Annotated in this window: 24 protein-coding genes, 1 tRNA gene and 1 pseudogene; 19 read left to right on the top strand and 7 right to left on the bottom strand. The window is 72.6% G+C overall.

Annotation, left to right across the window (positions count from 1 at the left end):
* The 5 genes and pseudogenes from HP550_RS05375 to HP550_RS05355 all read left to right on the top strand — a co-directional run.
* Positions 1–1,053 (top strand): annotated as a pseudogene (locus tag HP550_RS05375) (DNA polymerase III subunit gamma and tau); the annotation flags it as partial.
* Between the two features lie 256 nt (positions 1,054–1,309).
* A complete protein-coding gene (locus HP550_RS22920) occupies positions 1,310–1,477 on the top strand; it encodes a VOC family protein (RefSeq protein WP_343047992.1) in 168 nt (55 codons plus the stop codon).
* A 10-nt stretch (positions 1,478–1,487) separates the two neighbouring features.
* Positions 1,488–2,087, top strand: coding sequence for a recombination mediator RecR (recR, locus tag HP550_RS05365; protein ID WP_175346554.1), 600 nt, complete (start codon positions 1,488–1,490; stop codon positions 2,085–2,087).
* 13 nt (positions 2,088–2,100) lie between these two features.
* Entirely contained in the window at positions 2,101–2,667 is a 567-nt protein-coding gene (locus HP550_RS05360) for a DUF5063 domain-containing protein (protein ID WP_175346553.1), read from the top strand.
* A gap of 58 nt (positions 2,668–2,725) precedes the next feature.
* Positions 2,726–3,211 (top strand): GNAT family N-acetyltransferase, encoded by a 486-nt coding sequence (locus HP550_RS05355; RefSeq protein ID WP_175346552.1) that lies wholly within the window; start codon positions 2,726–2,728, stop codon positions 3,209–3,211.
* A 27-nt stretch (positions 3,212–3,238) separates the two neighbouring features.
* On the opposite strand, the gene HP550_RS05350 is transcribed toward HP550_RS05355, so the two are convergent.
* A complete protein-coding gene (locus HP550_RS05350; RefSeq protein ID WP_175346551.1) occupies positions 3,239–4,372 on the bottom strand; it encodes an ABC transporter permease in 1,134 nt (377 codons plus the stop codon).
* Positions 4,369–5,352 (bottom strand): ABC transporter ATP-binding protein, encoded by a 984-nt coding sequence (locus HP550_RS05345; RefSeq protein ID WP_175346550.1) that lies wholly within the window; start codon positions 5,350–5,352, stop codon positions 4,369–4,371. Before HP550_RS05345 ends, HP550_RS05350 begins: the two co-directional genes overlap by 4 nt.
* A gap of 172 nt (positions 5,353–5,524) precedes the next feature.
* On the opposite strand from HP550_RS05345, the gene HP550_RS05340 reads away from it, so the two are divergent.
* The 11 genes from HP550_RS05340 (at position 5,525) to HP550_RS05290 (ending at position 18,253) form a co-directional block, all read left to right on the top strand.
* Positions 5,525–6,799 carry an aspartate kinase gene (locus HP550_RS05340; RefSeq protein WP_175346549.1) on the top strand — a complete coding sequence of 425 codons (1,275 nt, stop codon included), beginning with the start codon at positions 5,525–5,527 and terminating at the stop codon, positions 6,797–6,799.
* Positions 6,800–6,803: 4 nt separating this feature from the next.
* Positions 6,804–7,853, top strand: coding sequence for an aspartate-semialdehyde dehydrogenase (locus HP550_RS05335; RefSeq protein ID WP_175346548.1), 1,050 nt, complete (start codon positions 6,804–6,806; stop codon positions 7,851–7,853).
* 143 nt (positions 7,854–7,996) lie between these two features.
* On the top strand, positions 7,997–8,356 hold the full coding sequence (locus tag HP550_RS05330) for a GntR family transcriptional regulator (protein ID WP_175346547.1): 360 nt from the start codon (positions 7,997–7,999) through the stop codon (positions 8,354–8,356).
* A complete protein-coding gene (locus HP550_RS05325; protein WP_175346546.1) occupies positions 8,353–9,249 on the top strand; it encodes an ATP-binding cassette domain-containing protein in 897 nt (298 codons plus the stop codon). Before HP550_RS05330 ends, HP550_RS05325 begins: the two co-directional genes overlap by 4 nt.
* Positions 9,246–9,986 (top strand): hypothetical protein, encoded by a 741-nt coding sequence (locus HP550_RS05320; RefSeq protein WP_175346545.1) that lies wholly within the window; start codon positions 9,246–9,248, stop codon positions 9,984–9,986. The genes HP550_RS05325 and HP550_RS05320 overlap by 4 nt, the downstream gene beginning before the upstream one ends.
* Positions 9,987–10,055: 69 nt before the next feature.
* A complete protein-coding gene (locus tag HP550_RS05315; RefSeq protein WP_175346544.1) occupies positions 10,056–10,955 on the top strand; it encodes an ABC transporter ATP-binding protein in 900 nt (299 codons plus the stop codon).
* A 2-nt stretch (positions 10,956–10,957) separates the two neighbouring features.
* Entirely contained in the window at positions 10,958–11,743 is a 786-nt protein-coding gene (locus HP550_RS05310) for an ABC transporter permease (RefSeq protein ID WP_175346543.1), read from the top strand.
* Positions 11,744–11,987: 244 nt separating this feature from the next.
* Positions 11,988–15,266 (top strand): glycoside hydrolase family 48 protein, encoded by a 3,279-nt coding sequence (locus HP550_RS05305; RefSeq protein WP_175346542.1) that lies wholly within the window; start codon positions 11,988–11,990, stop codon positions 15,264–15,266.
* A gap of 130 nt (positions 15,267–15,396) precedes the next feature.
* Positions 15,397–16,737, top strand: a complete 1,341-nt coding sequence (locus tag HP550_RS05300; RefSeq protein ID WP_175346541.1) for a sensor histidine kinase — start codon at positions 15,397–15,399, stop codon at positions 16,735–16,737.
* A complete protein-coding gene (locus tag HP550_RS05295) occupies positions 16,725–17,393 on the top strand; it encodes a response regulator (RefSeq protein ID WP_175346540.1) in 669 nt (222 codons plus the stop codon). The genes HP550_RS05300 and HP550_RS05295 overlap by 13 nt, the downstream gene beginning before the upstream one ends.
* Positions 17,390–18,253: a DUF4097 family beta strand repeat-containing protein gene (locus tag HP550_RS05290; protein ID WP_175346539.1), complete on the top strand. Its 864-nt coding sequence runs from the start codon at positions 17,390–17,392 to the stop codon at positions 18,251–18,253. The genes HP550_RS05295 and HP550_RS05290 overlap by 4 nt, the downstream gene beginning before the upstream one ends.
* Positions 18,254–18,310: 57 nt before the next feature.
* Here HP550_RS05290 and HP550_RS05285 read toward each other — a convergent pair.
* The 3 genes from HP550_RS05285 to HP550_RS05275 all read right to left on the bottom strand — a co-directional run bounded on the left by HP550_RS05285 (position 18,311) and on the right by HP550_RS05275 (position 21,837).
* A tRNA-Pro gene (locus HP550_RS05285) sits at positions 18,311–18,384 on the bottom strand.
* 58 nt (positions 18,385–18,442) lie between these two features.
* Entirely contained in the window at positions 18,443–19,396 is a 954-nt protein-coding gene (locus HP550_RS05280; RefSeq protein ID WP_343047991.1) for a metallophosphoesterase, read from the bottom strand.
* Positions 19,393–21,837, bottom strand: a complete 2,445-nt coding sequence (locus HP550_RS05275) for a transglycosylase domain-containing protein (RefSeq protein WP_175346538.1) — start codon at positions 21,835–21,837, stop codon at positions 19,393–19,395. The genes HP550_RS05280 and HP550_RS05275 overlap by 4 nt, the downstream gene beginning before the upstream one ends.
* A 232-nt stretch (positions 21,838–22,069) precedes the next feature.
* On the opposite strand from HP550_RS05275, the gene HP550_RS05270 reads away from it, so the two are divergent.
* The 3 genes from HP550_RS05270 to HP550_RS05260 are packed head-to-tail and all read left to right on the top strand — an operon-like array spanning position 22,070 to position 23,057.
* Positions 22,070–22,363 carry a WhiB family transcriptional regulator gene (locus HP550_RS05270; RefSeq protein ID WP_421735154.1) on the top strand — a complete coding sequence of 98 codons (294 nt, stop codon included), beginning with the start codon at positions 22,070–22,072 and terminating at the stop codon, positions 22,361–22,363.
* 41 nt (positions 22,364–22,404) lie between these two features.
* Positions 22,405–22,563 carry a Sp36 family protein gene (gene sp36 / locus HP550_RS05265; protein WP_146925896.1) on the top strand — a complete coding sequence of 53 codons (159 nt, stop codon included), beginning with the start codon at positions 22,405–22,407 and terminating at the stop codon, positions 22,561–22,563.
* The gene (locus HP550_RS05260) at positions 22,563–23,057 is read left to right on the top strand and encodes a RidA family protein (RefSeq protein WP_175346537.1); all 495 of its coding nucleotides are present in this window, start codon (positions 22,563–22,565) and stop codon (positions 23,055–23,057) included. The genes sp36 and HP550_RS05260 overlap by 1 nt, the downstream gene beginning before the upstream one ends.
* A gap of 5 nt (positions 23,058–23,062) precedes the next feature.
* Here HP550_RS05260 and HP550_RS05255 read toward each other — a convergent pair whose 3' ends face one another.
* Both HP550_RS05255 and HP550_RS05250 read right to left on the bottom strand, forming a co-directional pair.
* The gene (locus tag HP550_RS05255; protein ID WP_175346536.1) at positions 23,063–23,740 is read right to left on the bottom strand and encodes a cyclic nucleotide-binding domain-containing protein; all 678 of its coding nucleotides are present in this window, start codon (positions 23,738–23,740) and stop codon (positions 23,063–23,065) included.
* A gap of 125 nt (positions 23,741–23,865) precedes the next feature.
* Positions 23,866–24,282, bottom strand: a complete 417-nt coding sequence (locus HP550_RS05250; protein WP_175346535.1) for a hypothetical protein — start codon at positions 24,280–24,282, stop codon at positions 23,866–23,868.
* Between the last annotated feature and the right edge of the window lie 76 nt (positions 24,283–24,358).

Here is a 24,358-nt window from a genome sequence, read left to right as displayed (position 1 = left end):
GTGTATAGGAGTCGGGCTCCCGCCGCGGTGCCCGCCCCGCAGCCTCCGGCCGCCGCGGCGCCTGCCTCGCAGCCTCCGGCCGCCGCCCGGGCTCCGCGTCCTGAACCCGCGCCCGAGGTGGTGCCCGCGCAGCGTCCGGCCCCGGTCGCAGCGGCCGCCACGTCCGACGAGCGGGCGCCGGTCGACACGCAGCCGACGGGTGCCGCCGCCGAGCCGCCCGCGGCGCCTCCAGAGCCGACGCCGGTCGAGCTCGCGCCGGCCGCCGCCGCGGACGACAGCCCGCCGTGGGACCCCGCGCCGACGCCTACCGCCGTCGAAGCAGTCGAACCTGTCGCAGCCGTCGAACCCGAGAAGGCGGCGATCCCCGAGCCGGCCCCTGCCCCGACCCCCGCCCGCGCGTCCTCCGGCGGCCCCGACACCGAGGTCCTCCGTCGTCGCTGGCCGGAGGTCCTGGAGACGGTGAAGGGCCTGCGCCGGGTGACGTGGGCGCTCATCGACCCTCGGAACGCCCAGGTCGCCGAGCTGGACGCGACCACGCTGCGGGTCGCCTTCGACAACCCGGCACTGGCCACCACGTTCCGCAACGGAGCCCACGCGGACGTCGTCGCGCGGGCCGTGCGGGAGACGCTCGGGTTCGACGTGCGGGTCGAGGGCATCCTCGCGGAGCAGGTCGGCGCGGCCCCGGTCGCAACGGCGGCGGCCCGGCCCGCACCCGACGACCGCGCCAACCCGCGTGCGGTCACGCCGGCCGAGGCGGCCGCGTCGTGGGACGACGAGCCTCCGATGCCCGAGCCCCCGGACGACGAGCCCGGCGAGCCCGCCACCCCGGACGCCCCGCCGCAGGACCTCGCCCCGCCGCCGTCCGGTACCGCGCGCGAGCGCGGGATGGCCGCGGCGCGCGAGTCTGCGTCGCGGTCGGTGCCCGGGGTGCCGGACGACCCGTCGCCGGACGACCCGGACATCACCACGTCGAGCCTGATGGGCGCCCCGCTGGTCGCCCAGATGCTCGGCGGCACCGTCATCGACGAGCAGCTGGACGACGGCTCGTCGTGACCGAGCGGCCGTCGGGCAGCCTGCACCACCTCGAGGTCTGGGTCGGTGACCTGGCTGCGGCGGAGCGGAGCTGGGGCTGGCTGCTGACGCGGCTGGGCTACGCGGTGCGCGACCGGTGGCCCGACGGTGTCAGCTGGGGGCACGGCTCGGGGCCGTACGTGGTGCTCGAGTCGGGCCCGGACGTGGCGTCGGCTCCGCACGACCGGCTGCGACCCGGCCTGAACCACCTGCCCTCTGGGGCGGCTCGCGCGCGGACGTGGACGCGCTGGTCAGGGACGCCCCCGCGCACGGCTGGTCGCTGCTGTTCGCGGACCGGCACCCGTACGCGGGCGGCCGGGAGCACTACGCGGCCTACCTCGAGGACGCCCAGGGCTTCGAGGTGGAGCTGGTGGCGTCCGACGGCGGGACCCCACCGACCCCGTAGGCTGGCAGGCGTGTACGAAGGCGCGGTCCAGGACCTGATCGACGAGCTCGGGCGACTGCCCGGGGTCGGTCCCAAGAGCGCCCAGCGCATCGCGTTCCACATCCTCTCCGCGGACCCGGCGGACGTCCGCCGGCTGTCCGACGCGCTCACCGAGGTGAAGCTGCGGGTCCGGTTCTGCGAGATCTGCGGCAACGTCGCGCAGGAGCCGCAGTGCCGCATCTGCCGCGACCCGCGCCGCTCCCCGCTGACCATCTGCGTCGTCGAGGAGCCCAAGGACGTCGTCGCCATCGAGCGCACGCGGGAGTTCCGCGGCAAGTACCACGTGCTCGGCGGGGCCATCAACCCGATCGCCGGAGTCGGCCCGGACGACCTGCGGATCGCCGGCCTGATGACGCGGCTGGCGGACGGCACGGTCACCGAGGTCATCCTGGCCACCGACCCGAACGTCGAGGGCGAGGCCACGGCCACGTACCTGGCGCGGCTGCTGGTCCCGATGGGCCTGACGGTCAGCCGGCTGGCGTCCGGCCTGCCGGTGGGCGGGGACCTGGAGTACGCCGACGAGGTCACGCTCGGCCGCGCGTTCGAGGGTCGTCGACGGATCAGCGCATAGGGGAGCGGGCACCATGAGCACCACAGCAGACGCGGATCTTCGCGAGATCGCCCAGGCGGTCGCGTCCGAGGCCCGCAGCTATCTGACCACCGTCACGGAGGTCGCGTCGGGGTCCAACCCGGACGCGTCGCTGCCGTTGCTGCTGCTGGCCGTGAGCGACGTGCTCGCCGCCGGCGCCCGGCTGGGGGCGACGACCGACGTGGTCCCCTCGGAGCGCTTCGAGCCCGATCTGGGTCCCGACCCGGACGTCGAACCGCTGCGGGCCAACCTGGCCAACGTGTTCGAGGGCATCGACGAGTACGCCGAGGTGGTCGACCCCCTGCTGGGCGTGGAGGTCCAGCCCGCGACCGTGTCCGGCGACCTCGTCGCGATCGCCGGCGCGCTGGCCCAGGGCCTGCGGCACTACGAGACCGGCGGCGTGCTCGAGGCCCTCTGGTGGTGGCAGTTCTCGTACCTGTCCGACTGGGGCGAGCGCGCGTCGAGCGTGCTGCGCACCCTGCAGACGATGCTGGCGCACCTGCGGCTGGACGTGGAGGACGACGTCGCGGCCGAGGCGGAGTACGACGCCCTGCAGCCCTGACCTACCGGGTGCAAAGGCGTTGTCCACGGGCGGCCCGTCGAGCAAGGTAAACCTCGTGATGACTGCTGAGGACAGGGCCCACCTGCGCCGTGCCACCACCGACGACGCGGGCATCATCGCTGCCCTCAACGAGCACGTGCAGCGTCTGCACGTCGACGCCTTACCCGCCCAGTTCGTGACCGTCGACCGCGCTGCGGCGGAGACCTTCTTCTCTGCACAGCTGGCTGACGAGGGCAACATCGTCTGGATCGCCGAGGTGGGCGGACAGCCAGTCGGGTACCTCTACGCGGTCGAAGCGCACCGGGGCGTCAACCCCTTCACCACCGAGCAGCACACCCTCTACATCCACCACCTTGCCGTCGACCCTGCCGTCCGTCGGCGCGGCGTGGGCTCAGCGATGGTCGCGGCTGCGGAGACCTACGCCCGAGCTCACGGGCTGAGCGGCCTGCGGCTGGACAGCTGGCTCTTCAATGCGGAGGCGCACGCTTTCTTCCGCGGTCTGGGCTTCGATCCCGTCATCACGCGCTTCGCCCGCGACCTGTAAGCCTGTCCGGGGCGGCCACATCGAGCGTCAGGCGACGCGCGTCCCCCGGGCGAGCGTGCGGGTGGGCACGTGGAGCCGGCGCACCGCGACCACGAACCCGCCGGCGCCCAGCAGCACGGTCACGGCCAGCCCCCACGGCCACACAGGGGTGCGCGACGCGGCCTCGATCCTGTCGTCGACCGAGGTCTGGTCGGTCCAGCACTCGTCGAGCGGGATCGCGGGGCCCGCCCGCAGCTCACGGACGCCGTCCCGGATGGCACCGAGCGGGTCGTTGTCGTTCCCCGAGAACCTCGTGTACTCGGTCGTGCCGGCGCCGTCCGCCAGCACGACGAACGGGTTGAGGCCCAGCAGCCACCACGTGCGCTCCGTGTGGGCGACGGTCCGCTGCTGGACGCTCACCTCGCACTCGACGTCCACCTCGCCGGTCCAGTCCTGCGGGACGGTCGACACCTCGACGGTCTGCGTGCGCGAGATCGACGGGTACGTGAGCCCGAACAGGATCGGGGTCAGCAGGGTCAGTGCGGCGACCGTGAGGAACGTGAGGACGGTCGAGCCGGCCGTGCGTGCCGTGAGCGCGGAGAACCCCAGGCCGATCCCGCACACCGCGGCCAGCAGGACCGCGATCAGGATGATGACGCGGAGCAGGGCCGTGCCGGGGGTTCCGCCGAGCGCCAGCGCAATCCCGAGGAACGGCAGGCTCGCCACCAGGAACGCGCAGGCGGCGGCCCAGGCGGCGAGCAGCTTGCCGGCGGCGATCTCGGCGGGGGTCAGCAGCGTGACCTGCAGTGTCGCGAGCGTGCCCGCGTTGCGGTCTCCGTTGATCCCGGTCGACGCGAGCGTCGGCGTGACCAGCAGCCCGAGGCCGAGCACGAGGAACGTCACGGCGCCGAACAGGAGCGGTCCGTTCGACGGACGTGCGCCGAACGCCTCGCCGGACGAGAGGGCGGAGATGGCCCCGGAGGTCAGCAGCGTGATCCCACCGACGACCACGAACCAGACGATCAGCGCGACGATCCACCGGGTCGAGCGCACGCGCTGGCGCAGCTCGAGCACCGCGACGGTCCGGACTCCGTGCCACGTCAGACCCCACGTGGCGGAGCGCGGGGCCTTCGGCGGCGTCGTCGACGGCTCGTGCTCGAGCTCGACCTCGGACATCGTCATCGCCGGTCCTCCTCGAGGGTCAGGTAGGCTTGTTCGAGCGCGCCGGCGGCCGGCACCACCGACACGAGCGCGACCCCGGCGGTCACGGCGTCGCGGATGAGCCGCGCGGCGCCCTCGTCACCGTCGAGCTCGAGCAGCACGCCGCCGGAGCCGGTAGGGGTGTCGGGTGCCTCGTCGGGCCGCCACGCCACGCCGGTGCTGGTCAGCCAGGCGGTGAGCGCCTCGACGGACAGTGCGCGGACGTGCCAGGAGCGGCCGCCGCCGGGGCCGGCGTCGGGCACCACGGTGCGGCCGCGGGAGAGGAAGACCGCGTCGTCGGCCATCTCGTCGAGCTCGGAGAGCACGTGGCTCGAGACGAGCACGGTGCGGCCCTCGTCGGCGAGGCGGCGCAGCAGGATCCGCAGGTCGACGCGGGAGCGCGGGTCGAGGCCGCTGGCCGGCTCGTCGAGGAGCAGCACCGCCGGGTCGTGCACGAGGGCGCGCGCCAGGCCGAGCCGCTGCTTCTGGCCGCGCGACAGGACGCTCGCGGGCCGGTCGGCAAGCTCGGTGAGGTGGACGGTGGCCAGCAGGTCGGTGACCCGTGCCCGTGCGACAGCCTCCGACAGCCGGTACGCGGCGGCGAAGGTCAGCAGCACCTCGCGCGCGGTCAGGGAGTCCCAGGTGCCGAACGTGTCGGGCATCCAGCCGGTCCTCGCACGGGCGGCCGGTCCCTGGGCGATCGGGTCGTGCCCCGCGACCCTCACCGAACCGGCGTCCGGGACCAGCAGCCCGGCGAGCACCAGGAGCAGCGTGGTCTTGCCGGAGCCGTTGGGGCCGACGAGCGCGGTGACCGCCCCGGTGCGCGCGGTCAGGTCGACGCCGTCGAGGGCCTTGACCTGCCCGAACGCGCGGTGCAGACCGCGCACCGAGATGCCGTCGCCCGGCGCGGGAGAGGGGGGTGGTGGCGCGGCCGCGGTGTCGTCATCGACGGTGCTCGACATGGCGCCAACCTAGGCCTCGACCGGTCGGGCCGGGCAGGGTTCGGCCTCCGCGTCTGTGCAGGTGCTGTGGAGGGCGAGCCACCGTGATCCGCCATCTGAAACTCGCTGCCCACCAGGTGGGCACGGCCGTACACTCGCCCGGTCCTGTCCGAGCCCGCGAAAGAGCTCCCCCGTGGCCTTGATCGTGCAGAAGTACGGCGGTTCCTCCGTCGCCGACGCCGCCAGCATCAAGCGCGTCGCGAAGCGGGTGGCCGAGGCCAAGCGCGCCGGTCACGACGTCGTCGTGGTGGTCAGCGCCATGGGCGACACCACGGACGAGCTCATCGACCTGGCGCAGCAGATCACCCCGATGCCGCCGCAGCGCGAGATGGACATCCTCCTGACCGCCGGCGAGCGCATCTCGATGTCCCTGCTGGCCATGGCCATCCACAACCTGGGCGTCGACGCCAAGTCGTTCACGGGCCAGCAGGCCGGGGTGATCACCGACGAGTCGTACGGCAAGGCGCGGATCATCGACGTCACGCCCAGCCGCATCCGGCAGACGCTCGCGCAGGGGTCGGTGGCCATCGTCGCCGGGTTCCAGGGCGTCAACCCGACCACCAACGACGTGACCACGCTGGGCCGCGGCGGCTCGGACACCACCGCGGTCGCGCTCGCGGCCTCGCTCAAGGCCGACGTCTGCGAGATCTACACCGACGTCGACGGCGTGTTCACCGCGGACCCGCGCATCGTGCCGAACGCCCGCAAGCTCGACCGGGTCAGCTACGACGAGATGCTCGAGCTCGCGGCCAGCGGCGCCAAGGTGCTGGTCCTGCGCTGCGTCGAGTACGCCCGCCGGTACGGGGTACCGATCCACGTGCGCTCGTCGTTCACCACTCATACGGGCACCCTGGTGACGGACCAGCCCGCTGCCGAAGGAGAGATTGTGGAACAGCCGATCATCGCCGGCGTCGCGCACGACCGCAGCGAGGCCAAGATCACGGTCGTCGGCGTCCCGGACGTGCCGGGCAAGGCCGCCCGCATCTTCCAGGTGGTCGCGGGCGCCGGGGTGAACATCGACATGATCGTGCAGAACGTGTCGGTCGCCGCCACGGGCCTGACGGACATCTCCTTCACGCTGCCCGCCACGGACGGCGCCGCAGCGACGGCCGCGCTGACCGAGCACCAGCCCGACATCGGCTTCGCGTCGCTCCAGTACGACGACACGATCGGCAAGCTCTCGCTCATCGGCGCGGGCATGAAGTCGCACCCCGGCGTCTCCGCGCGGTTCTTCGCCGCGCTGTCGGAGGCCGGCATCAACATCGAGATGATCTCCACGTCGGAGATCCGGATCTCCGTGGTCACGCGGGCCGACTCGCTCGACGACGCGGTCCGCGCGGTGCACACCGCGTTCGACCTGGACTCCACGGAAGACGAGGCCGTCGTGTACGGCGGGACGGGACGGTAGGGCCATGGGACTGAACATCGCGGTGGTCGGCGCCACCGGACAGGTCGGCGCGGTCATGCGGCGGCTGCTCGACGAGCGCAACTTCCCGGTCGACTCGATCCGCTACTTCGCGTCCGCGCGCTCGGCCGGCACGACGCTGCCGTGGAAGGGCACCGACGTCGTGGTGGAGGACGTCGAGACGCAGGACCTGTCCGGCATCGACGTCGCCCTGTTCTCGGCCGGCGGTGCCGCGTCGAAGATCCACGCCCCGCGGTTCGCCGCGGCCGGCGCGCTGGTCATCGACAACTCGTCGGCGTGGCGTCGCGACCCCGAGGTCCCGCTCATCGTCTCCGAGGTGAACCCGGGCGCGCTGGCGGGAGCCGTCAAGGGCATCATCGCCAACCCGAACTGCACCACGATGGCCGCGATGCCGGCGCTCAAGGTCCTGCACGACGAGGCCGGGCTGCGCAGGCTCGTCGTGTCGACCTACCAGGCGGTCTCCGGCTCGGGCCTCGCGGGGGCCGCGGAGCTGGACAGCCAGATCCGCGCCGCGGTCACCCAGGACACGCTCGCGCTGGTGCACGACGGGTCTGCCGTGACCATGCCCGCGCCGGTGAAGTACGTCGCGCCGATCGCGTTCGACGTCATCCCGCTGGCCGGGAACCTGGTCGACGACGGCTCGTTCGAGACCGACGAGGAGCAGAAGCTGCGGCACGAGTCGCGCAAGATCCTCGACCTGCCCGGCCTGCTGGTGTCCGGTACCTGCGTGCGCGTGCCGGTGTTCACGGGCCACTCGCTGTCGATCAACGCCGAGTTCGACCGCGCGATCACCCCCGAGCGCGCCGCCGAGCTGCTGTCGACCGCACCCGGCGTGCAGCTGACCGACGTGCCGACGCCGCTGGTCGCCGCCGGTCAGGACCCGTCGTTCGTCGGCCGCCTGCGCCAGGACGAGGGCGTCGAGGGCGGCCGCGGTCTGGCGCTGTTCATCAGCAACGACAACCTCCGCAAGGGCGCCGCGCTGAACGCGGTGCAGATCGCCGAGCTGGTCGCGGCCCAGCGCCTCACCGCCGTCTGACGCACCACCCGCAACGTCCGCACTCGTCGGGGCTGGAGCCCTCACGAGTGCGGACGTTGCTGTGTGTTCGGGTCTTGCGGCGCGATCGGTTCTGTGGTTAGTTGGTCATGTAACGAACCACTGAACAGGACAGGAGGTGCACCGTGTTCGACGGTCGAGACCCCCTGTACGTGCAGATCGCGGACCAGATCCGCGCCGACGTCCTGTCGGGAGCCCTCGCAGCGGAGGAGCAGGTCATGTCCACCACGCAGTACGCGACGACGTTCCGGATCAACCCCGCGACGGCCGCCAAGGCGTTCACGGAGCTGGTCGACGAGGGCGTCCTCTACAAGCGCCGCGGCATCGGCATGTTCGTCGCGGAGGGTGCCCGGGAGCGTCTGCTGGAGCAGCGCCGGGCGACGTTCTTCACGGACGTCGTCGAGCCGATGCTCGAGCAGGCGCGGGTGCTGGGCATCACCACGGACGAGATCGTCGCGCGGCTGACGACGGGGGAGCAGCGATGACCGGGTTCGGCGTCGAGGTCCGGGACCTCACCGCCCGCTACGGCACGACGACCGCGCTCGACGCGGTGTCGTTCACCCTCCGACCCGGCGTCATCACGGGGCTGCTCGGCCGCAACGGCTCGGGCAAGACGACCGCGCTGTCGATCCTCGCGGCGTTCCGCCGACGGACATCGGGCACGGTCCTCGTCGACGGGGAGGACCCCTGGGAGAACGAGCGGGTGCTGGCCGGGACGTGCCTGGTGCGGGAGAGCGGCGACGTCGCCAACGACCAGAAGCTCAAGGAGACGCTCGAGTTCCTCGGGGACCGTCGCCCGCTGTTCTCCCGGGAGCTGGCGGACACGCTGATGGACCGCTTCGAGCTGGACCCCCTCAGTCGGCCCGACCGCCTCTCGCGCGGAAAGCGGTCGGCGTTCGGGGTGGTGGTCGGGCTGGCCAGCCGCACCCCGCTGACCCTGCTCGACGAGGTCCACCTCGGCATGGACGCCCCGTCGCGGTACGCGTTCTACGACGCCCTGCTGGCCGACTGGGTGGAGCACCCGCGCACGATCGTGCTGTCCAGCCACCTGATCGGCGAGATCGAGCGGCTGCTGGAGGACGTCGTGGTGCTGGACCGCGGGACCGTGCTGACGATGTCGGACGCGGAGACGCTCCGCTCCGGCGGGATCACCGTCACCGGTCCGGCCGAAGCGGTCGAGGCCTTCGTCGCCGGCCGCGACGTCGTCGCCCGCCAGCGGCTGGGGCGCACCGCGCAGGCGACGCTCGTCGGCACACGTGCCGACGACGCCAGCCGGGCCCGGCAGACCGGGCTCGAGCTCGGCCCCGTCGCACTGCAGGACCTGTTCGTCCACCTGACCGACCGCCCCGCCGGCGCCACCACGGAGGAGTCCCGATGAGCATCGACACGGCACGTCTCCCGAGCCGCAGCTCCGTGCGCGGCACCGCGACCTGGCTGCTCTGGATGAACCTGTACCTGGCCGCGTGGGCGTGGGGCATGGCGATCGTCGTCGTGACCGGCGCGCTCGTGGTGATCAACCAGGTGGGTGAGGTCAACAACAGCGTCATGGCGTTCGCGCGGCAGGGCGCGATCTGGTTCCCGTTCTCGGTGCTCATCGCGATCACCGCGGCCTACCTGCCGGTGCACATCGCGGCCGGGCTGACCCGGCGCAGCCTCGCGCTCGGGTCGCTGCTCGCCGCCGGCGGCCTGGCCCTCGTCTACGGGGTCGTGTTCGCCCTGCTGCTGGTCGTCGAGCGCGCGGTGTTCGACGCGTTCGGGTGGCAGTGGCGGATCGTCGAGGGGCTCTCGCCCGACAGTGCCGACGTCGCGACGCTCTTCGTCAGCTCGACGCTGCTGTTTCTGGTGGCCTACGTGTCCGGGCTGCTGGTCGGCATGTCCTACCAGCGGCTCGGTGGCTGGTGGGGGACCCTCGCGCTGCCGCTGACCGCCGGCCCGATCCTCCTGGTCTCGGCCCTGCTCGCGCAGGACGCCGGTCCCTTCTCCACCTCCGTGTGGTTCGGCGGCGACCAGCCGCTCCTGGTCGGCTCCGCGGTGACCCTGCTGATCGCCGGCCTCATGGCGGTCGCGTTCGACCGCCTGACGCGCGGTGCGTCGGTGCCCAACCGCACCTCCTGACTCGACCCGTCACTCACGGGACCGGCCGTCGGCCGCTCCCGCGGCACCCCACACCCGAAGGAGCCCGCCATGCCCGTCATCCAGGTCGAGAACCTGCACAAGCGCTACGGCGGCACGGTCGCCGTCGACGACGTCAGCCTCGAGGTGCACCGCGGCGAGATCTTCGGCGTGCTGGGCCGCAACGGGGCCGGCAAGACCACCACCGTCGAGATCGTCGGCGGGCTGCGCGAGGCCGACTCCGGCACGGTCCGGGTGCTCGGCCTGGACCCGGTCCGCGACCGCAGCCGGCTCCGGGAGGTCGTCGGCCTCCAGCTCCAGGAGAGCCAGCTGCAGCCGAAGCTGGTGGTCCGCGAGGCCCTCGACCTGTACGCGTCGTTCTACCCGGACCCGGCCGACCCGACGCAGCTCCTCGACGAGCTGGGCCTGACCGACCGGGCGGGTGCGCGGTTCGAGCAGCTGTCGGGCGGCCAGAAGCAGCGGCTGTCGGTGGCGCTGGCCCTCGTCGGCAACCCGCAGGTCGCCATCCTCGACGAGCTCACCACCGGGCTCGACCCGCACGCGCGCCGCGACACGTGGGAGGTCGTGGAGCGCATCCGCGACCGCGGCGTGACGATCGTGCTGGTCACGCACTTCATGGAGGAGGCCGAGCGGCTCTGCGACCGGATCGCGCTCATCGACGCGGGCCGGGTCGTCGCGACCGGCACCCCGGCGGAGCTGGTCGCCCGGGCGACCGCCGAGCAGGTGCTGCGGTTCCGCCCGTCCGCCCCCGTCCCGGTCGGGCTGCTGGAGCACCTCGCCCGCGTCACGCACTCCGACGACGGCACCATCGAGGCCCGCGGCCGCGACAACGTCGTCCAGGACGTCCTCGTCGCGCTGGCCCAGCACGGCATCCGCCCCGAGAACCTGCGCCTCGAGCAGAGCTCGCTCGAGGACGCGTTCGTCGCACTCACGACATCCGTGGAGGTCTGACCATGTCCAGCACGAGCGTCACCGCGTCCCTCACGGGCGCCCAGGCCCGCCTGACCACCGTCGAGGCCCGGCTCTTCCTGCGGGAACCGTCCGGAGCGTTCTTCGCGGTCCTCTTCCCCGCCGTCCTGCTCACCGTGCTCGGCCTGGTGATGCCGTGGGCGGACGTGCCGTTCGACGACCAGGACCCGATCCTGTCGCAGATCAACGGCATCACCGGCTACGCGCCGACCGTCCTGGCGCTCGCCGTGGCCACGGTCGGCCTCTCCTCCTACCCCCAGACCGTTGCGGGGTACCGCGGCCGTGGGGTGCTCAAGCGGCTGTCGACCACGCCCGTGCCGCCGTCGCGCATCCTGGTCGCGCAGGTGCTGGTGAACCTGGCCGCCCTGCTGGTGGCGGCGGTGCTCATGTACGTGCTCGGCGTGACCGTGGTCGACGTGGCCGCGCCGGCCGAGCCACTCGTCCTGCTGCTCGCGTTCCTGCTCACCGTCCTCGCGACCTTCGCGGTGGGATCCGTGATCGCCGCGCTGGCCCCGAACGCGCCGGCCGCGACCGCGTGGGGGATGACCGTCTACTTCGTCTCGCTGTTCTTCGCGGGCGTCTGGCTGCCCCTGCCGCTGATGCCCGACGCCATCCAGACGATCGCGGGCTGGACGCCCCTCGGGGCGGGCAGCGAGGCGCTGGCCGCGGCCTGGTACGGGCAGCCGTTCCCGACCGGGTCGCTGCTGGTCCTGGCAGCGTGGACGGCCGTCGGGGTGCCGGTGGCGGCGCGCTTCTTCCGGTGGTCGTGACGACCATGTGGTCGCGCTCCCACTCGAATCGTTTAGGAGTCTGGACGCCGGCTGTGCGCCGCCGGAAAGTGGGCGCCGACCCGGCCTCCGTCTGCCCGGACACCCGCACCGTTGCGGGGTACCCGGCACCGTCGGCCAGTTCCTTCGTGCACCTCCGTCACCGCCCGCACGCGCTTGCGTGCGGGCGCGGGGCGTACCCGCGACGTCGCGGGGGCGCGCCCGACAGCCAGAAAGGTACGAGTAGATGTCCTCATCGACCCGACGGCGAGCTGCCTGGGTGGCCACGGCCACCCTGAGCGCAGCATCGCTGCTGGCCATCTGCGGGATCCAGCCCGCCATGGCCGCCGGCCCGGCCACCGTCTCGGTGCCGGCCGCTGCACCCGTCAAGGCCGCCGTGGCCGACGGCGAGTACACCCAGCGGTTCCTCACCATGTACGACAAGCTCAAGGACCCGGCGAACGGGTACTTCAGCGCGCAGGGCATCCCCTACCACTCCGTCGAGACCCTCATCGTCGAGGCGCCCGACTACGGCCACGAGACGACGTCGGAGGCGTACTCCTACTGGGTCTGGCTCGAGGCGCTGTACGGCCAGGTCACCGAGGACTGGGCCCCGTTCAACCACTCGTGGGACACGCTCGAGAAGTACATGATCCCGACGAGCGCGGACCAGCCCACCAACTCGTTCTACAACCCGAACAGCCCGGCGACGTACGCCTCGGAGTTCAACCACCCGAGCAGCTACCCGTCGCAGCTGAACAGCGGCGTGACGTCGGGCAAGGACCCGATCGGCGCGGAGCTGAAGGCCACCTACGGCAACTCCGACGTGTACGGCATGCACTGGCTCGCCGACGTCGACAACAAGTACGGGTTCGGCGCCACCCCGGGAGCGGGCTGCGAGCTCGGCCCGACAGCCACCGGCACGTCCTACATCAACACCTTCCAGCGCGGCCCGCAGGAGTCGGTCTGGGAGACCGTCCCGCAGCCGTCGTGCGAGGAGTTCAAGTACGGCGGCACCAACGGCTACCTGGACCTGTTCACCAAGGACGCCTCGTACGCCAAGCAGTGGAAGTACACCAACGCCCCCGACGCCGACGCGCGTGCGGTCGAGGCCGTCTACTGGGCCAACCAGTGGGCGACCGCGCAGGGCAAGCAGGCGCAGATCGCCGGCACGGTGGCCAAGGCCGCCAAGATGGGCGACTACCTGCGCTACGCGCTGTTCGACAAGTACTTCAAGGCGGTCGGCTGCACCTCGCCGTCCTGCCCCGCCGGCTCCGGCAAGGAGAGCGCGCACGGCCTGCTCTCCTGGTACTACGCGTGGGGTGGGGCGCTCGACTCGTCGGCCGGCTGGGCCTGGCGCATCGGGTCGTCGCACGCGCACTTCGGCTACCAGAACCCGCTCGCGGCCTGGGTGCTGTCCACCGACCCGGCCCTCACGCCGAAGTCGCCGACCGCCAAGTCGGACTGGGCCAGCTCGCTGACCCGCCAGCTCGAGTTCTACAAGTGGCTGCAGGCCCCTGAGGGCGGCATCGCCGGTGGCGCGACCAACAGCTGGGACGGCGCGTATGCCACGCCCCCGGCCGGCACGCCGACCTTCTACGGCATGGGCTACACCGAGGCACCGGTCTACAACGACCCGCCGTCGAACCAGTGGTTCGGCATGCAGGCGTGGGGCATGCAGCGCGTCGCGGAGCTCTACTACGCCTCGGGCAACCTGCAGGCCAAGGCCATCCTCGACAAGTGGGCACCGTGGGCCGCGGCCAACATCACGGTCTCGGGCTCCACGTGGTCCGTCCCCTCGGAGCTGACCTGGACCGGCAAGCCGGACACCTGGAACGCCGCGAGCCCGGGCTCCAACTCGGGTCTCAAGGTCGTCGTCAAGAGCAGCGGCCAGGACGTCGGCGTCGCCGGCGACACCGCCCGCACGCTCCTGTTCTACGCCGCCAAGTCGGGCAACACGGCCATCCAGGCCAAGACCAAGGCCCTGCTCGACGCCATCTGGGCCTCCAACCAGGACTCGCTGGGCGTCTCGGCGCCGGAGACCCGCACGGACTTCGGCCGGTTCGACGACACCTACGTCGCGGGCGGCAACGGGGTCTACATCCCTGCCGGCTGGACCGGCACGATGCCCAACGGCGACGTCATCAAGCCGGGCGTCTCGTTCCTGGACATCCGCTCCTGGTACAAGCAGGACCCCCAGTGGTCCAAGGTCCAGGCGTACCTGAACGGCGGCGCCGCGCCGACGTTCAACTTCCACCGGTTCTGGGCCCAGACGGCCGTCGCCGGTGCCATGGCCGACTACGACCGGCTGTTCTCGACGCCCGCCCCGACCGACACGGTCGCTCCGAGCGTCCCGACAGGTCTGCTCGTCGGCACCACCACCGCGACGTCGGCCACGATCTCGTGGACGGCCTCGACGGACAACACGGGTGGCTCCGGCGTCGCCGGGTACGACGTGTACCGGGGCGGTGCGCTGGTCGGTTCCTCGACCACCACGTCGTACACCGACACCGGCCTGACCGCGTCGACGGCGTACTCGTACACCGTCCGGGCCAAGGACGTGGCGGGCAACGTGTCCGCCGCCTCGTCGGCCCTCGCAGTCACCACCAGGGCCACGCCGACCGACACGGTCGCGCCGAGCGTCCCCACGGGCCTCGCCGCGAGCGCGGTCACCCAGAACAGCCTCACGCTGTCCTGGGCGGCGTCGACCGACAACTCGGGCGGCTCCGGCCTGGCCGGGTACGACGTCTACCGGGGCACGACGAAGGTCGGCTCCACCACGACGACGTCGTACTCCGACACCGGCCTCACGGCGGCGACGGCGTACTCGTACACGGTGCGCTCGCGTGACGTGGCGGGGAACATCTCCGCGGCGTCGAGCGCGCTGTCGGTGACCACGCTGCCGGCCACCACGGTGGACACGATCGCCCCGTCGGTGCCTGCGGGCCTCGTCGCGACGACCGTCACGGAGACCAGCGTCGCCCTCACGTGGACCGCGTCCACGGACACGGGTGGCTCCGGCCTGGCCGGGTACGACGTCTACCGGGGGACCACCAAGGTCGGCACGCCGACCACGGCGTCCTACACGGACAGCGGCCTCACGGCGGCGACGGCGTACCAGTACACCGTGCGGGCACGGGACAACGCGGGCAACATCTCCGCCGCGTCCTCGGCCCTCTCGGTGACCACGAAGTCCCCGACCACGACCGGCTCCTGCAAGGTGTCCTACACCGCCAGCAGCTGGAACACGGGCTTCACGGCCTCCGTCAAGGTGACCAACACCGGCACCACGGCCCTCAACGGCTGGACCCTCGGGTTCACGTTCGCCAACGGCCAGAAGGTCACGCAGGGCTGGAGCGCCGACTGGTCGCAGTCCGGCACGGCGGTCAGCGCCAAGAACGCGGCGTGGAACGGCACCCTCGGTGCCGGCCAGAGCACCGACATCGGGTTCAACGGCTCCCACACGGGCACCAACACCAACCCGACGGCGTTCACCCTGAACGGCGCCACCTGCACCATCGGCTAGTCGCACGACGGACGGGCCGGTCCTCCCTCGGAGGGCCGGCCCGTCCTGCGCGGGGGTAGGGAGAACCCACCGCGCGCTCGTGGGTGGTCAGGCTGTCTGCCGGTCGCCCCGGAGCCCTAGCGTCACTGTCATGACCTCACCGACGTCCCCGAGCAGCGTGTCCGACGACCTGCGCGTCGTCGCCCCCGCGTTCACCGACCTGCGCGCCCTCGCGGCCGCCCCCGTGTCGGTGGCGACCTGGCGGGGGATCTCCCAGACGGTCGTCGGCTCGTTCGTCGTCCTCGTCGCCTTCATCGGCCTGGCCGTGGCCGTCTCCCTGTCGGTCTCCCTGATCCCTCTGCTGGTCGGCATCCCCATGCTGGTCGCCACGCTGTGGGCGGGCCGGCCGTTCGCGCAGCTCGAGCGGGCGCGGCTCGAGGCGCAGCTCGCGGTCGAGATCGCGGCGCCGACCTACCCGCGCCGCGACGGGTGGTGGGCGTCGTGGTGGGCGATCCTGTCCGACAGCCGCACGTGGGGCCACAGTGCCTACGTCCTCGTCGCCGGCGCGATCCTCACGGTGCAGAGCGTCGTCGTCACCGTCGCCGGCGGGTTCGCGCTCGGCGGGCTCGTCTACCCGGTGATCGCCGCCACGAACGGCCTCAGCCACCCGCCCTTCCCGCTGGTCCTCATGGTGCCGGGAGCCCTCGTCTGCGCCTGGGTCGCCGCGCTGGCCTCCCAGGCCGGCTCGCTGGCGATCGTCCGCTCCGGGCGGTCCCTGCTGGGCGCCTCCGCCCGTGCCGAGGCGCTCGAGGCCGCACGGCAGGCGCAGGCCAGGGCCGCGCAGGCCGAGGGGCGCGCCGTCCAGCTGACCGAGACCCGCACCGCCGCCGTGGGGGCCGCCGACGAGGAGCGCCGCCGCATCGAGCGCGACCTGCACGACGGCGCCCAGCAGCGACTCGTGGCGCTCGGCGTCGAGCTGGGCGCCGCCAAGCGCAAGGTCTCCAGCGACCCGGAGGCCGCTGCGGCCCTCGACCACGCCCACCGCGAGGTCAAGGAGACGCTGGCGGAGCTGCGCGACCTGGTCCGCGGCATCCACCCGGCGGTCCTCACCGACCGCGGGCTCGACGCCGCCCTGTCCGCGCTCGCCGCGCGCAGCCCGGTCCCGGTCCGGGTCGACGTGCCCGACCCACCGGCCCTCAACTGCGCCAGCACCTCCGCGCAGGCCGCCGCCTACTTCGTCGCCGCCGAGGCGCTCACCAACGCCGCCAAGCACGCCGAGGCCCAGCAGGTCACGGTCACCGCCACGGTGAGCCCGGGCGGCCGCCTGCGCCTCGTCGTCGCCGACGACGGCCGCGGGGGAGCGACCGCCGCGCCCGGCAGCGGGCTCGACGGACTGCGCAGCCGTGTCGCCGCCCTCGACGGCACGTTCGACCTGGACAGCCCGGCCGGAGCCGGCACCCGACTCACCGTGGAGGTGCCGTGCGCATCGTGATCGCCGAGGACTCGGTCCTGCTGCTCGACGGCCTGACCAGGCTGCTCGTCGCGGAGGGGCACGAGGTCGTCGGCTACACCACCGCCGACGAGGTCGTCGCCGCCCTCGGGCCCGACGACGACCTCCCCGACCTGCTGGTCACCGACGTCCGGATGCCCCCGTCGCACACCGACGAGGGTCTGCGGGCCGCCGTGCACCTGCGCAGCCTGCACAAGCGCCTCCCGGTGCTGGTCCTGTCGCAGTACGTGGAGCAGCGGTACGCCCGCGAGCTCTTCGCCGGGGACGTGCGCGGCCTCGGGTACGTGCTCAAGGACCGGGTGGCGGACGTGGACGAGTTCCTCGACGCCCTCGGCCGCGTGGCCGCCGGCGGCACGGTGATCGACCCCGAGGTCGTCGCCCAGATCCTTGCCCGGACCCGCCGTTCGGGCCTCGAGACCCTCACCCCGCGCGAGCGGGACGTGCTCGGTCTCATGGCGGAGGGCCGCTCCAACGCGGCCATCGCCGACCGCCTCGTCGTCGGGTTGCCGGCGGTCGAGAAGCACGTGACGTCCATCCTCACCAAGCTCGACCTCCCGCAGGCCGCCGACGACCACCGCCGCGTGCTCGCCGTCCTGCGCTGGTTGGAGCACGAACCCACGATCGGAGAACGACCATGACCACCACCCTGGAGCGGCCGGCGCCCGCCGCGGGTCCGACCCCGCGCAGCCCCGGTGCGCGCGCCCTGACCTGGACAGGAGCCGTCGTCGGCGGCGTCCTGCTGGTCTCCGCCTCCTTCAGCGCCGTCGACCTGCTCGTCCTGGGCTCCGACGACGCCACGACCCGCACCGACAGTGCCAGCTACGCGGCCGCGCCGGTGGTCGAGCTGGTGGCCGACGGGCACATCACCGTGACCACCGGCGGCGACCGCGTCGAGGTCGAGCGCACCGCGACCACCGCCCTCACCCGCGCGCACTACTCGGTCGACGAGCTGGCCGACGAGCTGCGGGTGCGGTACGTCTGCGACTGGTGGCGGCCCGGCTTCTGCACCGCGTCCCTGGACGTCACGGTCCCGGACGGCACGTCGGTGATCGTCCGCGCCCGCGACGGCTCCGTCACCGCGACCGCCCTGCAGGGTCCGCTCGAGGTGCACGCCAGCGACGGCGACACCGACGTGTCCGACATCGACGGGGACGTGACCGTCCGTACCGCCGACGGCCGGACCGACGTCAGCGACGTCCGCGGCTCGGTGTCCGTGTCCTCCGCCGACGGCGCGATCACCGTCTCCGACGTGTCCGGCTCGGCCACCACCCGCTCCAGCGACGGCCGCACCGAGATCTCCGGCGTCCGGGGTGACGTGGACGCCCACGCGAGCGACGGCGACGTCACCGTGTACGGGACGGGCAAGCCCGTGGCGCTCGACATCTCCACCGCCGACGGCGGCCAGACCGTGGAGGGGCCGGTCGACCCGACCTCGTCCACCCACGTCCGGATCCGCGTCGCCGACGGCCACGCCGCCTACCTGCAACCGCGGGGCTGACCACGCGAGAAGGGCCCCTGATCAGCAGATCTGCTGATCAGGGGCCCTTCTCGTCTGTCGGGGTGGCGGGATTCGAACCCACGACCTCTTCGTCCCGAACGAAGCGCGCTACCAAGCTGCGCCACACCCCGTGGAGCCTGGTAAGGATAGCCGACGACCACCCGTGCGACGAAACCGGAAACAGCCGACCTACGCCGCGACGAGAGTGAGGAGCGTCGCTTCCGGCCGGCACGCGAACCGCACGGGTGCGTACGGCGACGTGCCGAGGCCCGCGGACACGTGCATCCACGTGGAGCCCGCGCCGCCGGGCTGGTCCGGACGCGGACCGGGCCAGCCGTGCAGACCCTTGGCGCGGCGGGTGTCCAGGTCGCAGTTGGTCACCAGGGCGCCCCAGAACGGCAGGGCGAGCTGGCCGCCGTGCGTGTGCCCGGCGATCGTCAGGTCCACGTCGTCCGCGTGCATCTGGTCGAGCACGCGGCGGTAGGGCGCGTGCGTGACGCCCAGGTGGAGGTCCACCGGCGTCGAGCCCGTGCGGGCGTCGTCGTCGCCCCGCGCAGCCGGGAACGCGTCGCGGTCGAGGTGCGCGTCGTCCGTGCCGACGAGCGAGAGCACGCGGCCGTCGACCTTGAGCACGTCCCGGCGGTTGGTGAGGTCGATCCAGCCCGCCGACCGGAACCGTGCGGTGAGCTCACGCCACGGCAGCTCGGCCGGTCGCATCGGCTTCTTGAACCGGGCGTCGGGCAGCAGGTACCGCGCCGGGTTCTTGGGCATGGGTGCGACGTAGTCGTTGGAGCCGAGCACGAACGCACCGGGCACCGCCAGGTGCGGCTCCAGGGCCTCGAGCAGCGAGGGCATCGCGTCCAGGTGGGCCCAGTTGTCGCCCGTGTCGATCACCAGGTGCGGGTCCAGGGAGGCCAGGTCCCGCACCCAGTCGATCTTCCTGCGCTGGCCCGGGGTCAGGTGCAGGTCGGAGAGGTGCAGGATGCGCAGCGGGTCCTGGCCGGCGGGGAGCACCGGGACGGTGACCTCACGCAGCGTGTACCAGCGGACCTCGACCAGCGAGGCGTACGCGAGCGCACCCGCACCGGCCAGCGCGAGGCCCCCGGCGGTGCGGGCGAGCGTGCGGCCGGGGCCGTCGATCACGGTCTCGGGTTCCCGCCGCCGCCGCCGCCGCCGTTGCCGTTGCCGTTGTTGCCGCCGCCGGGACCGCCCGGCTGGTTCGGGTCGACCGGAGCCGCGGGCGGCTGGCCGTTGGACAGGGTCAGCTGCACGTACGAGCCGCGCACCGCGGTGCCGGACGGGCTCTGCGACGCGACCGTCCCGGCCGGGAGCGCGGAGGGCACCTGGGCGGGAGCGACCGACGCCCGGAACCCGGCTGCGGAGAGCCGGTTGCGCGCGTCCGCCTCGCTGAGGCCGACCACGGACGGCACGGCCACCTTCTCGCCGAACACCTCCTTGTCCCCGGGTGCTGGGAAGTCGGTGTTGGGCGCTCCGGCGAGAGTCTGCGTCATGAACCGGCTCCACGTGGGACCGGCGATCGTCGCGCCGTAGGCGTTCGGGACGAACTTGCCGTTGATGGTCATGTCCTGCACGGGCCGCATCCCGTCGGAGAAGCCGACCCACACCGCGGCGGCGCGCAGCGGGGAGTACCCGACGAACCAGGTGTACTCGTTCTCGCTGGTGGTGCCCGTCTTGCCGGCGGTCGGGAACGGCGGGGGCGTGACCTTGTCCGCCGTGCCCTGCCAGACGTTGCGCAGCGCGAAGGTCAGGGCGCTCGTGTACTTGGGGTCGATCACCGGGCTGCACTCGGCGCTCGGGACCGGGAGCTCGACACCGTCGGCGTTGACCACGCTGGTGATCGCGATGGGCTTGCAGTAGGTGCCGTTGGCGGCGAACGCGGCGAACGCGGCGGCCATCGACAGCGGGGCGATCGAGTTGCTCCCGATCACGTTGGCCGGGAACGCGTCGGCGTTGCCCTCACCGGCGTTGCCGCCGGCCTTGTGGATCCCGATCTGCGCGGCGCCGTCCATGATGCTGCACAGGTCGAGCTGCATGGCCATCGTCAGGTAGGCCAGGTTGACCGAGTTCTTGGTGGCGTCCATCACGGACATGGTCCGACCGTTGCCCTCGGCGTTGCCGGGGGTCCACTTCTTGTTCTTCCCCTTGGCTCCGCACGCCGTGAACATGTTCTCGTTCAGCGGCCGGACGCTGCCGTCGACGGTCTCGTTCAGGCTGTGGCCCTGCTTGAGCCACTCGAGGAGCGTGAACGGCTTGAACGTCGAGCCGGGCGCGAAGCCGGACGCGCCGCCGTAGGCGTTGTCGGTGTTGAAGTTGACGGGCGTCTCGCGGTCCCCGTGCTCGGCGACCGCGGTGTAGTTGCGGTTCTGCGCCATCGCGGTGATCTTCCCGGTGCCGGGCTCGACGACGACGATGGAGCTGGCCACGCCCGAGGGGTCCTCGACGGGGACGCCGGCCTTGACCTCGGTGTCGGCGATCGCCTGCTCACCCGGGATCAGCGTCGTGGTGATGGTCAGGCCACCGCGGTAGAGGAGCTTGATGCGGTCGTTCTTGGTCGGACCGAACGCCGGGTCGTTGCCGATCACCTTGGTGACGTAGTCGCAGAAGTAGCCGGCGCCGGGCACCAGGTCGCCCGCCGTCATGCACCCCTGCTTGAGGGGCGACGGAACGAGGGTTGCCGCCAGCGGTGTGGCGCGGCCGGCCTCGTACTCCGCCTCGGTGATGAACTTCTGCTCGAACATGAGCTTGAGCACGCGGTTGCGGCGCTCCTGCGAGGCCTCGGGGTTGAGCACCGGGTCCCACTTGGTGGGGCTCTGCGTGACGCCGGCGATCGTGGCGGCCTCGAGGTAGTTCAGGTCCTTCGCGGACTTGGTGAAGTAGTACTGCGCGGCCGACTCGGCGCCGTAGACCGAGGCACCGAACGGCGCGATGTTCAGGTACTTCTCGAGGATCTGGTCCTTCGTCAGCCGCTTCTCCAGCGCGATGGCCAGCTTGGCCTCCCGCAGCTTGCGCGCGTAGCCCTCGGTGCCGTCGGCCTCCCGCGCCTGCTGGATGGCCTCGAGCTGCTCGGCCTTGGTGTCCTTGGCCAGGGCGGCGTCGATGAGGACGTTCTTGATGTACTGCTGGGTGAGCGTCGAGGCGCCCTGCTGGCCGCCGTCGCTCGCCTGGTTCTGCACGAACGCACGGAGCATGCCCGTGGGGTCGACGCCCGCGTGCTGGTAGAACCGCTTGTCCTCGGTGGCGATCACGGCGTGCTGGAGCATCGGCGAGATCTCGGTCAGCGGGACCACGACACGGTTCTGCGTGTAGAACGTGGCCAGCAGCGTGCCGTCTGCGGCCTTGATGACCGACTTCTCCGGCAGGGTGCCCTCGTCGAGCTCCGTCGGCAGGTCGTCGAACGCGGTGACCGTCAGGTCCGTCACGCCGTTGGCGACCGCGACTCCGGGCAGGACGAGACCGGCGGCGAGCACACCGCCCACGCCCGCGACCAGCGCGAAGGTGAGCAGGAGGGCCAACGCCTGGAAGACGTTGACCTGTCGGCCGCGCTGGCGCGCAGGGTTCGGCATGCCGTCAGGGTAGTAGGCGCCCCTGGCAGGGCCGCCACGGATCGGGCCCGACGCCCCGACCTGCACGGGACCTGCACATGCGTGACTGCACCCGCTCCGACCCGGTCAAGCGTCCATCTGACGGAACAACCCGAACGGAGTCTCGCCAGAGTGGTGCTCGGAGCGCTAGTTTCCCGGCAGGACTCGGGTGCGGCTGCCACGGCACGCCCCGTCGGCGTGCTCGGGAGGATGCGTGACCACACTCGTGCAGGACACGCACTGGACCGCGCTCGCGGCGTGCGGGAAGGGCAAGCTCGCGCCCGACGCGCTGTTCGTCGAGGGTGCCGCCCAGCGCGAGGCGCGCGCGGTGTGCACCAGCTGCCCGGTGCGACTGGCCTGCCTGGCGGACGCGCTCGACAACCGCATGGACTTCGGGGTCTGGGGTGGCATGACGGAGCGCGAGCGCCGGGCCCTGCTCCGCCGCCGCCCCGAGGTGCGGTCCTGGCGGACCGAGCTGGTGGGGTCGGACGCCGTCGAAGGCGTGTGAGAGCGCTCCGACACCCCGCCGGTGGCCCTAGGGTGAGCCGCATGGCTACGCAGTGGGAGTACGCGACGATTCCGCTCATCATTCACGCCACCAAGGCGATCCTGGACCAGTGGGGCGCCGACGGCTGGGAGCTCGTCCAGGTGATCCAGGGGCCCGACGCCGGGCTCGTGGCCTACCTCAAGCGGCCCAAGGAGTCCTGATGGGCGCCGCCGCGCGCCTCGCCGAGCTCGGGCTCGAGCTCCCCGAGGTGGCGCTGCCGCTCGCGGCGTACGTGCCGGCCCTGCGGTCGGGGTCGTACGTGTACACCAGCGGGCAGCTGCCGTTCGTGGCGGGCGCCCTGCCCGCGACCGGCAAGGTCGGCGTCGGTGCCGGGCTGATCAGCCCGGAGGAGGCCGCCGGCTACGCGCAGACGTCCGCGCTCAACGCGCTGGCAGCCGTCGCCGCGGTGGTCGCGGCCGACGGTGGGCCGCAGGGGGCCGACGCCCTCGACCGCATCGCGCACGTGGTCAAGGTGGTCGGCTTCGTGGCCAGCGATCCCGCGTTCACCGGGCAGCCGGCGGTGGTCAACGGCGCGAGCCTGCTGCTGCACGCCGTGCTCGGCGACGCCGGGGTGCACGCGCGCTCCGCCGTGGGCGTGGCCGTGCTGCCGATGGACTCGCCCGTCGAGGTGGAGATCGTCGTCGAGCTGGCCTGACCCGCTCAGCGGGCGCGTCGCTCCAGCCGCTCCACGTCGAGCAGGACGACCGCCCGGCCCTCGCGGCGCACCCAGCCGCGGGCGGCGAAGTCGGCGAGCGCCTTGTTCACGGTCTCCCGCGAGGCACCCACGAGCTGCGCGAGCTCCTCCTGCGTCAGGTCGTGCGCCACGCGGATGCCCTCGTCCACCTTCTCGCCGAAGCGGGTGGACAGGTCGAGCAGCGCCTTGGCGACGCGACCGGGGACGTCCGAGAACACCAGGTCGGCCAGCGCCTCGTTGGTCCGCCGCAGCCGGCGCGCGAGCGCCTGGAGCAGGTGCGGCGCGACGGTGGGCTTGTCCTGGAGCCAGCGGATCAGGTCGGCGTGCCCGAGCTCGAGCACCACGGCGTCGGCGACGACGGTCGCGGTGGCGGTGCGGGGGCCGGGATCGAACAGGCTGAGCTCGCCGAACATCTCACCCGGGCCGAGGACCGCGAGCAGGTTCTCGCGGCCGTCGTTGGAGCGCCGGCCGAGCTTGATCTTGCCCTCGCGCACGACGTAGAGCCGGTCGCCCGGCTCCCCCTCGTGGAACAGGGCGTCGCCGCGGGCGATGTCGATCGGCTTCATCGACGCGACGAGCGCCTCCGACGACTCCTGGTCGAGCCCGGCGAACAGCGGCGCCGACAGCACGATGTCGTCCTCCACGGGGACCTCACCTCTCTGGCCGACTCCCGGATCGTCCCGGTGGCGGCATCGTTCACATCTGGGTCCAGACGCACCGACTGCTGGTCAGCGGCCTGCGCGGCTCTCAGTCTGCCCCATGGTGGGCGTCATCCGCGGCCCAGAGGCTCCCGCAGACCCGCGACGACCACGCTGGGGTCCACGGCGAGCCGGACGATCAGGCGGTCGGTGGCACGGGTGAGGGCGGCCTCGACGCCCGCGGCGTAGGCGGAGAGCTGCTCGTCCAGGGCGCGCAGCTCGTGCAGCCGGCCGACGTCCGTCGCGGGGTCCGCGCCGGCGAGCACCGCGGCCAGCGCGGCGGGGCGCGGCACGTCGAGGCCGACCTCGAGCGGGAGCTGGAACGCGACGTCCTCGCCGAGCGTCTGCGGGCGGGCCGCCTGGGCGACGGCCAGGTCGAGGCGGGCCCGCACCAGCCGGCGCCACCAGGCCACCCGGGCACGCTCGGCCCGTAGCGCGCGCCGGTCGAGGCGGAGATCACTGACCCGTTGCTCGACGGGGGGCGTCATGCGGGCAGGTCCTCCTCTGACGGGCATCACGGGCGGGCTCGTTGTCTCGTTTCGGCCCGATACGCGGCCACCTTGA

This window comes from Cellulomonas humilata (genome assembly GCF_013359775.1).
GTDB classification, from domain to species: Bacteria; Actinomycetota; Actinomycetes; order Actinomycetales; family Cellulomonadaceae; genus Cellulomonas; species Cellulomonas humilata.
This window is presented reverse-complemented; position numbering and strand designations above follow the sequence as displayed.

Excerpts from the sequence above, each read along its gene's own strand:
- HP550_RS05360 (WP_175346553.1), top strand. The coding sequence starts at position 2,101 with ATGAGCACCACAGCAGACGCGGATCTTCGCGAGATCGCCCAGGCGGTC.
- HP550_RS05355 (WP_175346552.1), top strand. The coding sequence starts at position 2,726 with ATGACTGCTGAGGACAGGGCCCACCTGCGCCGTGCCACCACCGACGAC.
- HP550_RS05350 (WP_175346551.1), bottom strand. The coding sequence starts at position 4,372 with ATGACGATGTCCGAGGTCGAGCTCGAGCACGAGCCGTCGACGACGCCG.
- HP550_RS05345 (WP_175346550.1), bottom strand. The coding sequence starts at position 5,352 with ATGTCGAGCACCGTCGATGACGACACCGCGGCCGCGCCACCACCCCCC.
- HP550_RS05335 (WP_175346548.1), top strand. The coding sequence starts at position 6,804 with ATGGGACTGAACATCGCGGTGGTCGGCGCCACCGGACAGGTCGGCGCG.
- HP550_RS05325 (WP_175346546.1), top strand. The coding sequence starts at position 8,353 with ATGACCGGGTTCGGCGTCGAGGTCCGGGACCTCACCGCCCGCTACGGC.
- HP550_RS05320 (WP_175346545.1), top strand. The coding sequence starts at position 9,246 with ATGAGCATCGACACGGCACGTCTCCCGAGCCGCAGCTCCGTGCGCGGC.
- HP550_RS05315 (WP_175346544.1), top strand. The coding sequence starts at position 10,056 with ATGCCCGTCATCCAGGTCGAGAACCTGCACAAGCGCTACGGCGGCACG.
- HP550_RS05310 (WP_175346543.1), top strand. The coding sequence starts at position 10,958 with ATGTCCAGCACGAGCGTCACCGCGTCCCTCACGGGCGCCCAGGCCCGC.
- HP550_RS05305 (WP_175346542.1), top strand. The coding sequence starts at position 11,988 with ATGTCCTCATCGACCCGACGGCGAGCTGCCTGGGTGGCCACGGCCACC.
- HP550_RS05300 (WP_175346541.1), top strand. The coding sequence starts at position 15,397 with ATGACCTCACCGACGTCCCCGAGCAGCGTGTCCGACGACCTGCGCGTC.
- HP550_RS05290 (WP_175346539.1), top strand. The coding sequence starts at position 17,390 with ATGACCACCACCCTGGAGCGGCCGGCGCCCGCCGCGGGTCCGACCCCG.
- HP550_RS05275 (WP_175346538.1), bottom strand. The coding sequence starts at position 21,837 with ATGCCGAACCCTGCGCGCCAGCGCGGCCGACAGGTCAACGTCTTCCAG.
- sp36 (WP_146925896.1), top strand. The coding sequence starts at position 22,405 with ATGGCTACGCAGTGGGAGTACGCGACGATTCCGCTCATCATTCACGCC.
- HP550_RS05260 (WP_175346537.1), top strand. The coding sequence starts at position 22,563 with ATGGGCGCCGCCGCGCGCCTCGCCGAGCTCGGGCTCGAGCTCCCCGAG.
- HP550_RS05250 (WP_175346535.1), bottom strand. The coding sequence starts at position 24,282 with ATGACGCCCCCCGTCGAGCAACGGGTCAGTGATCTCCGCCTCGACCGG.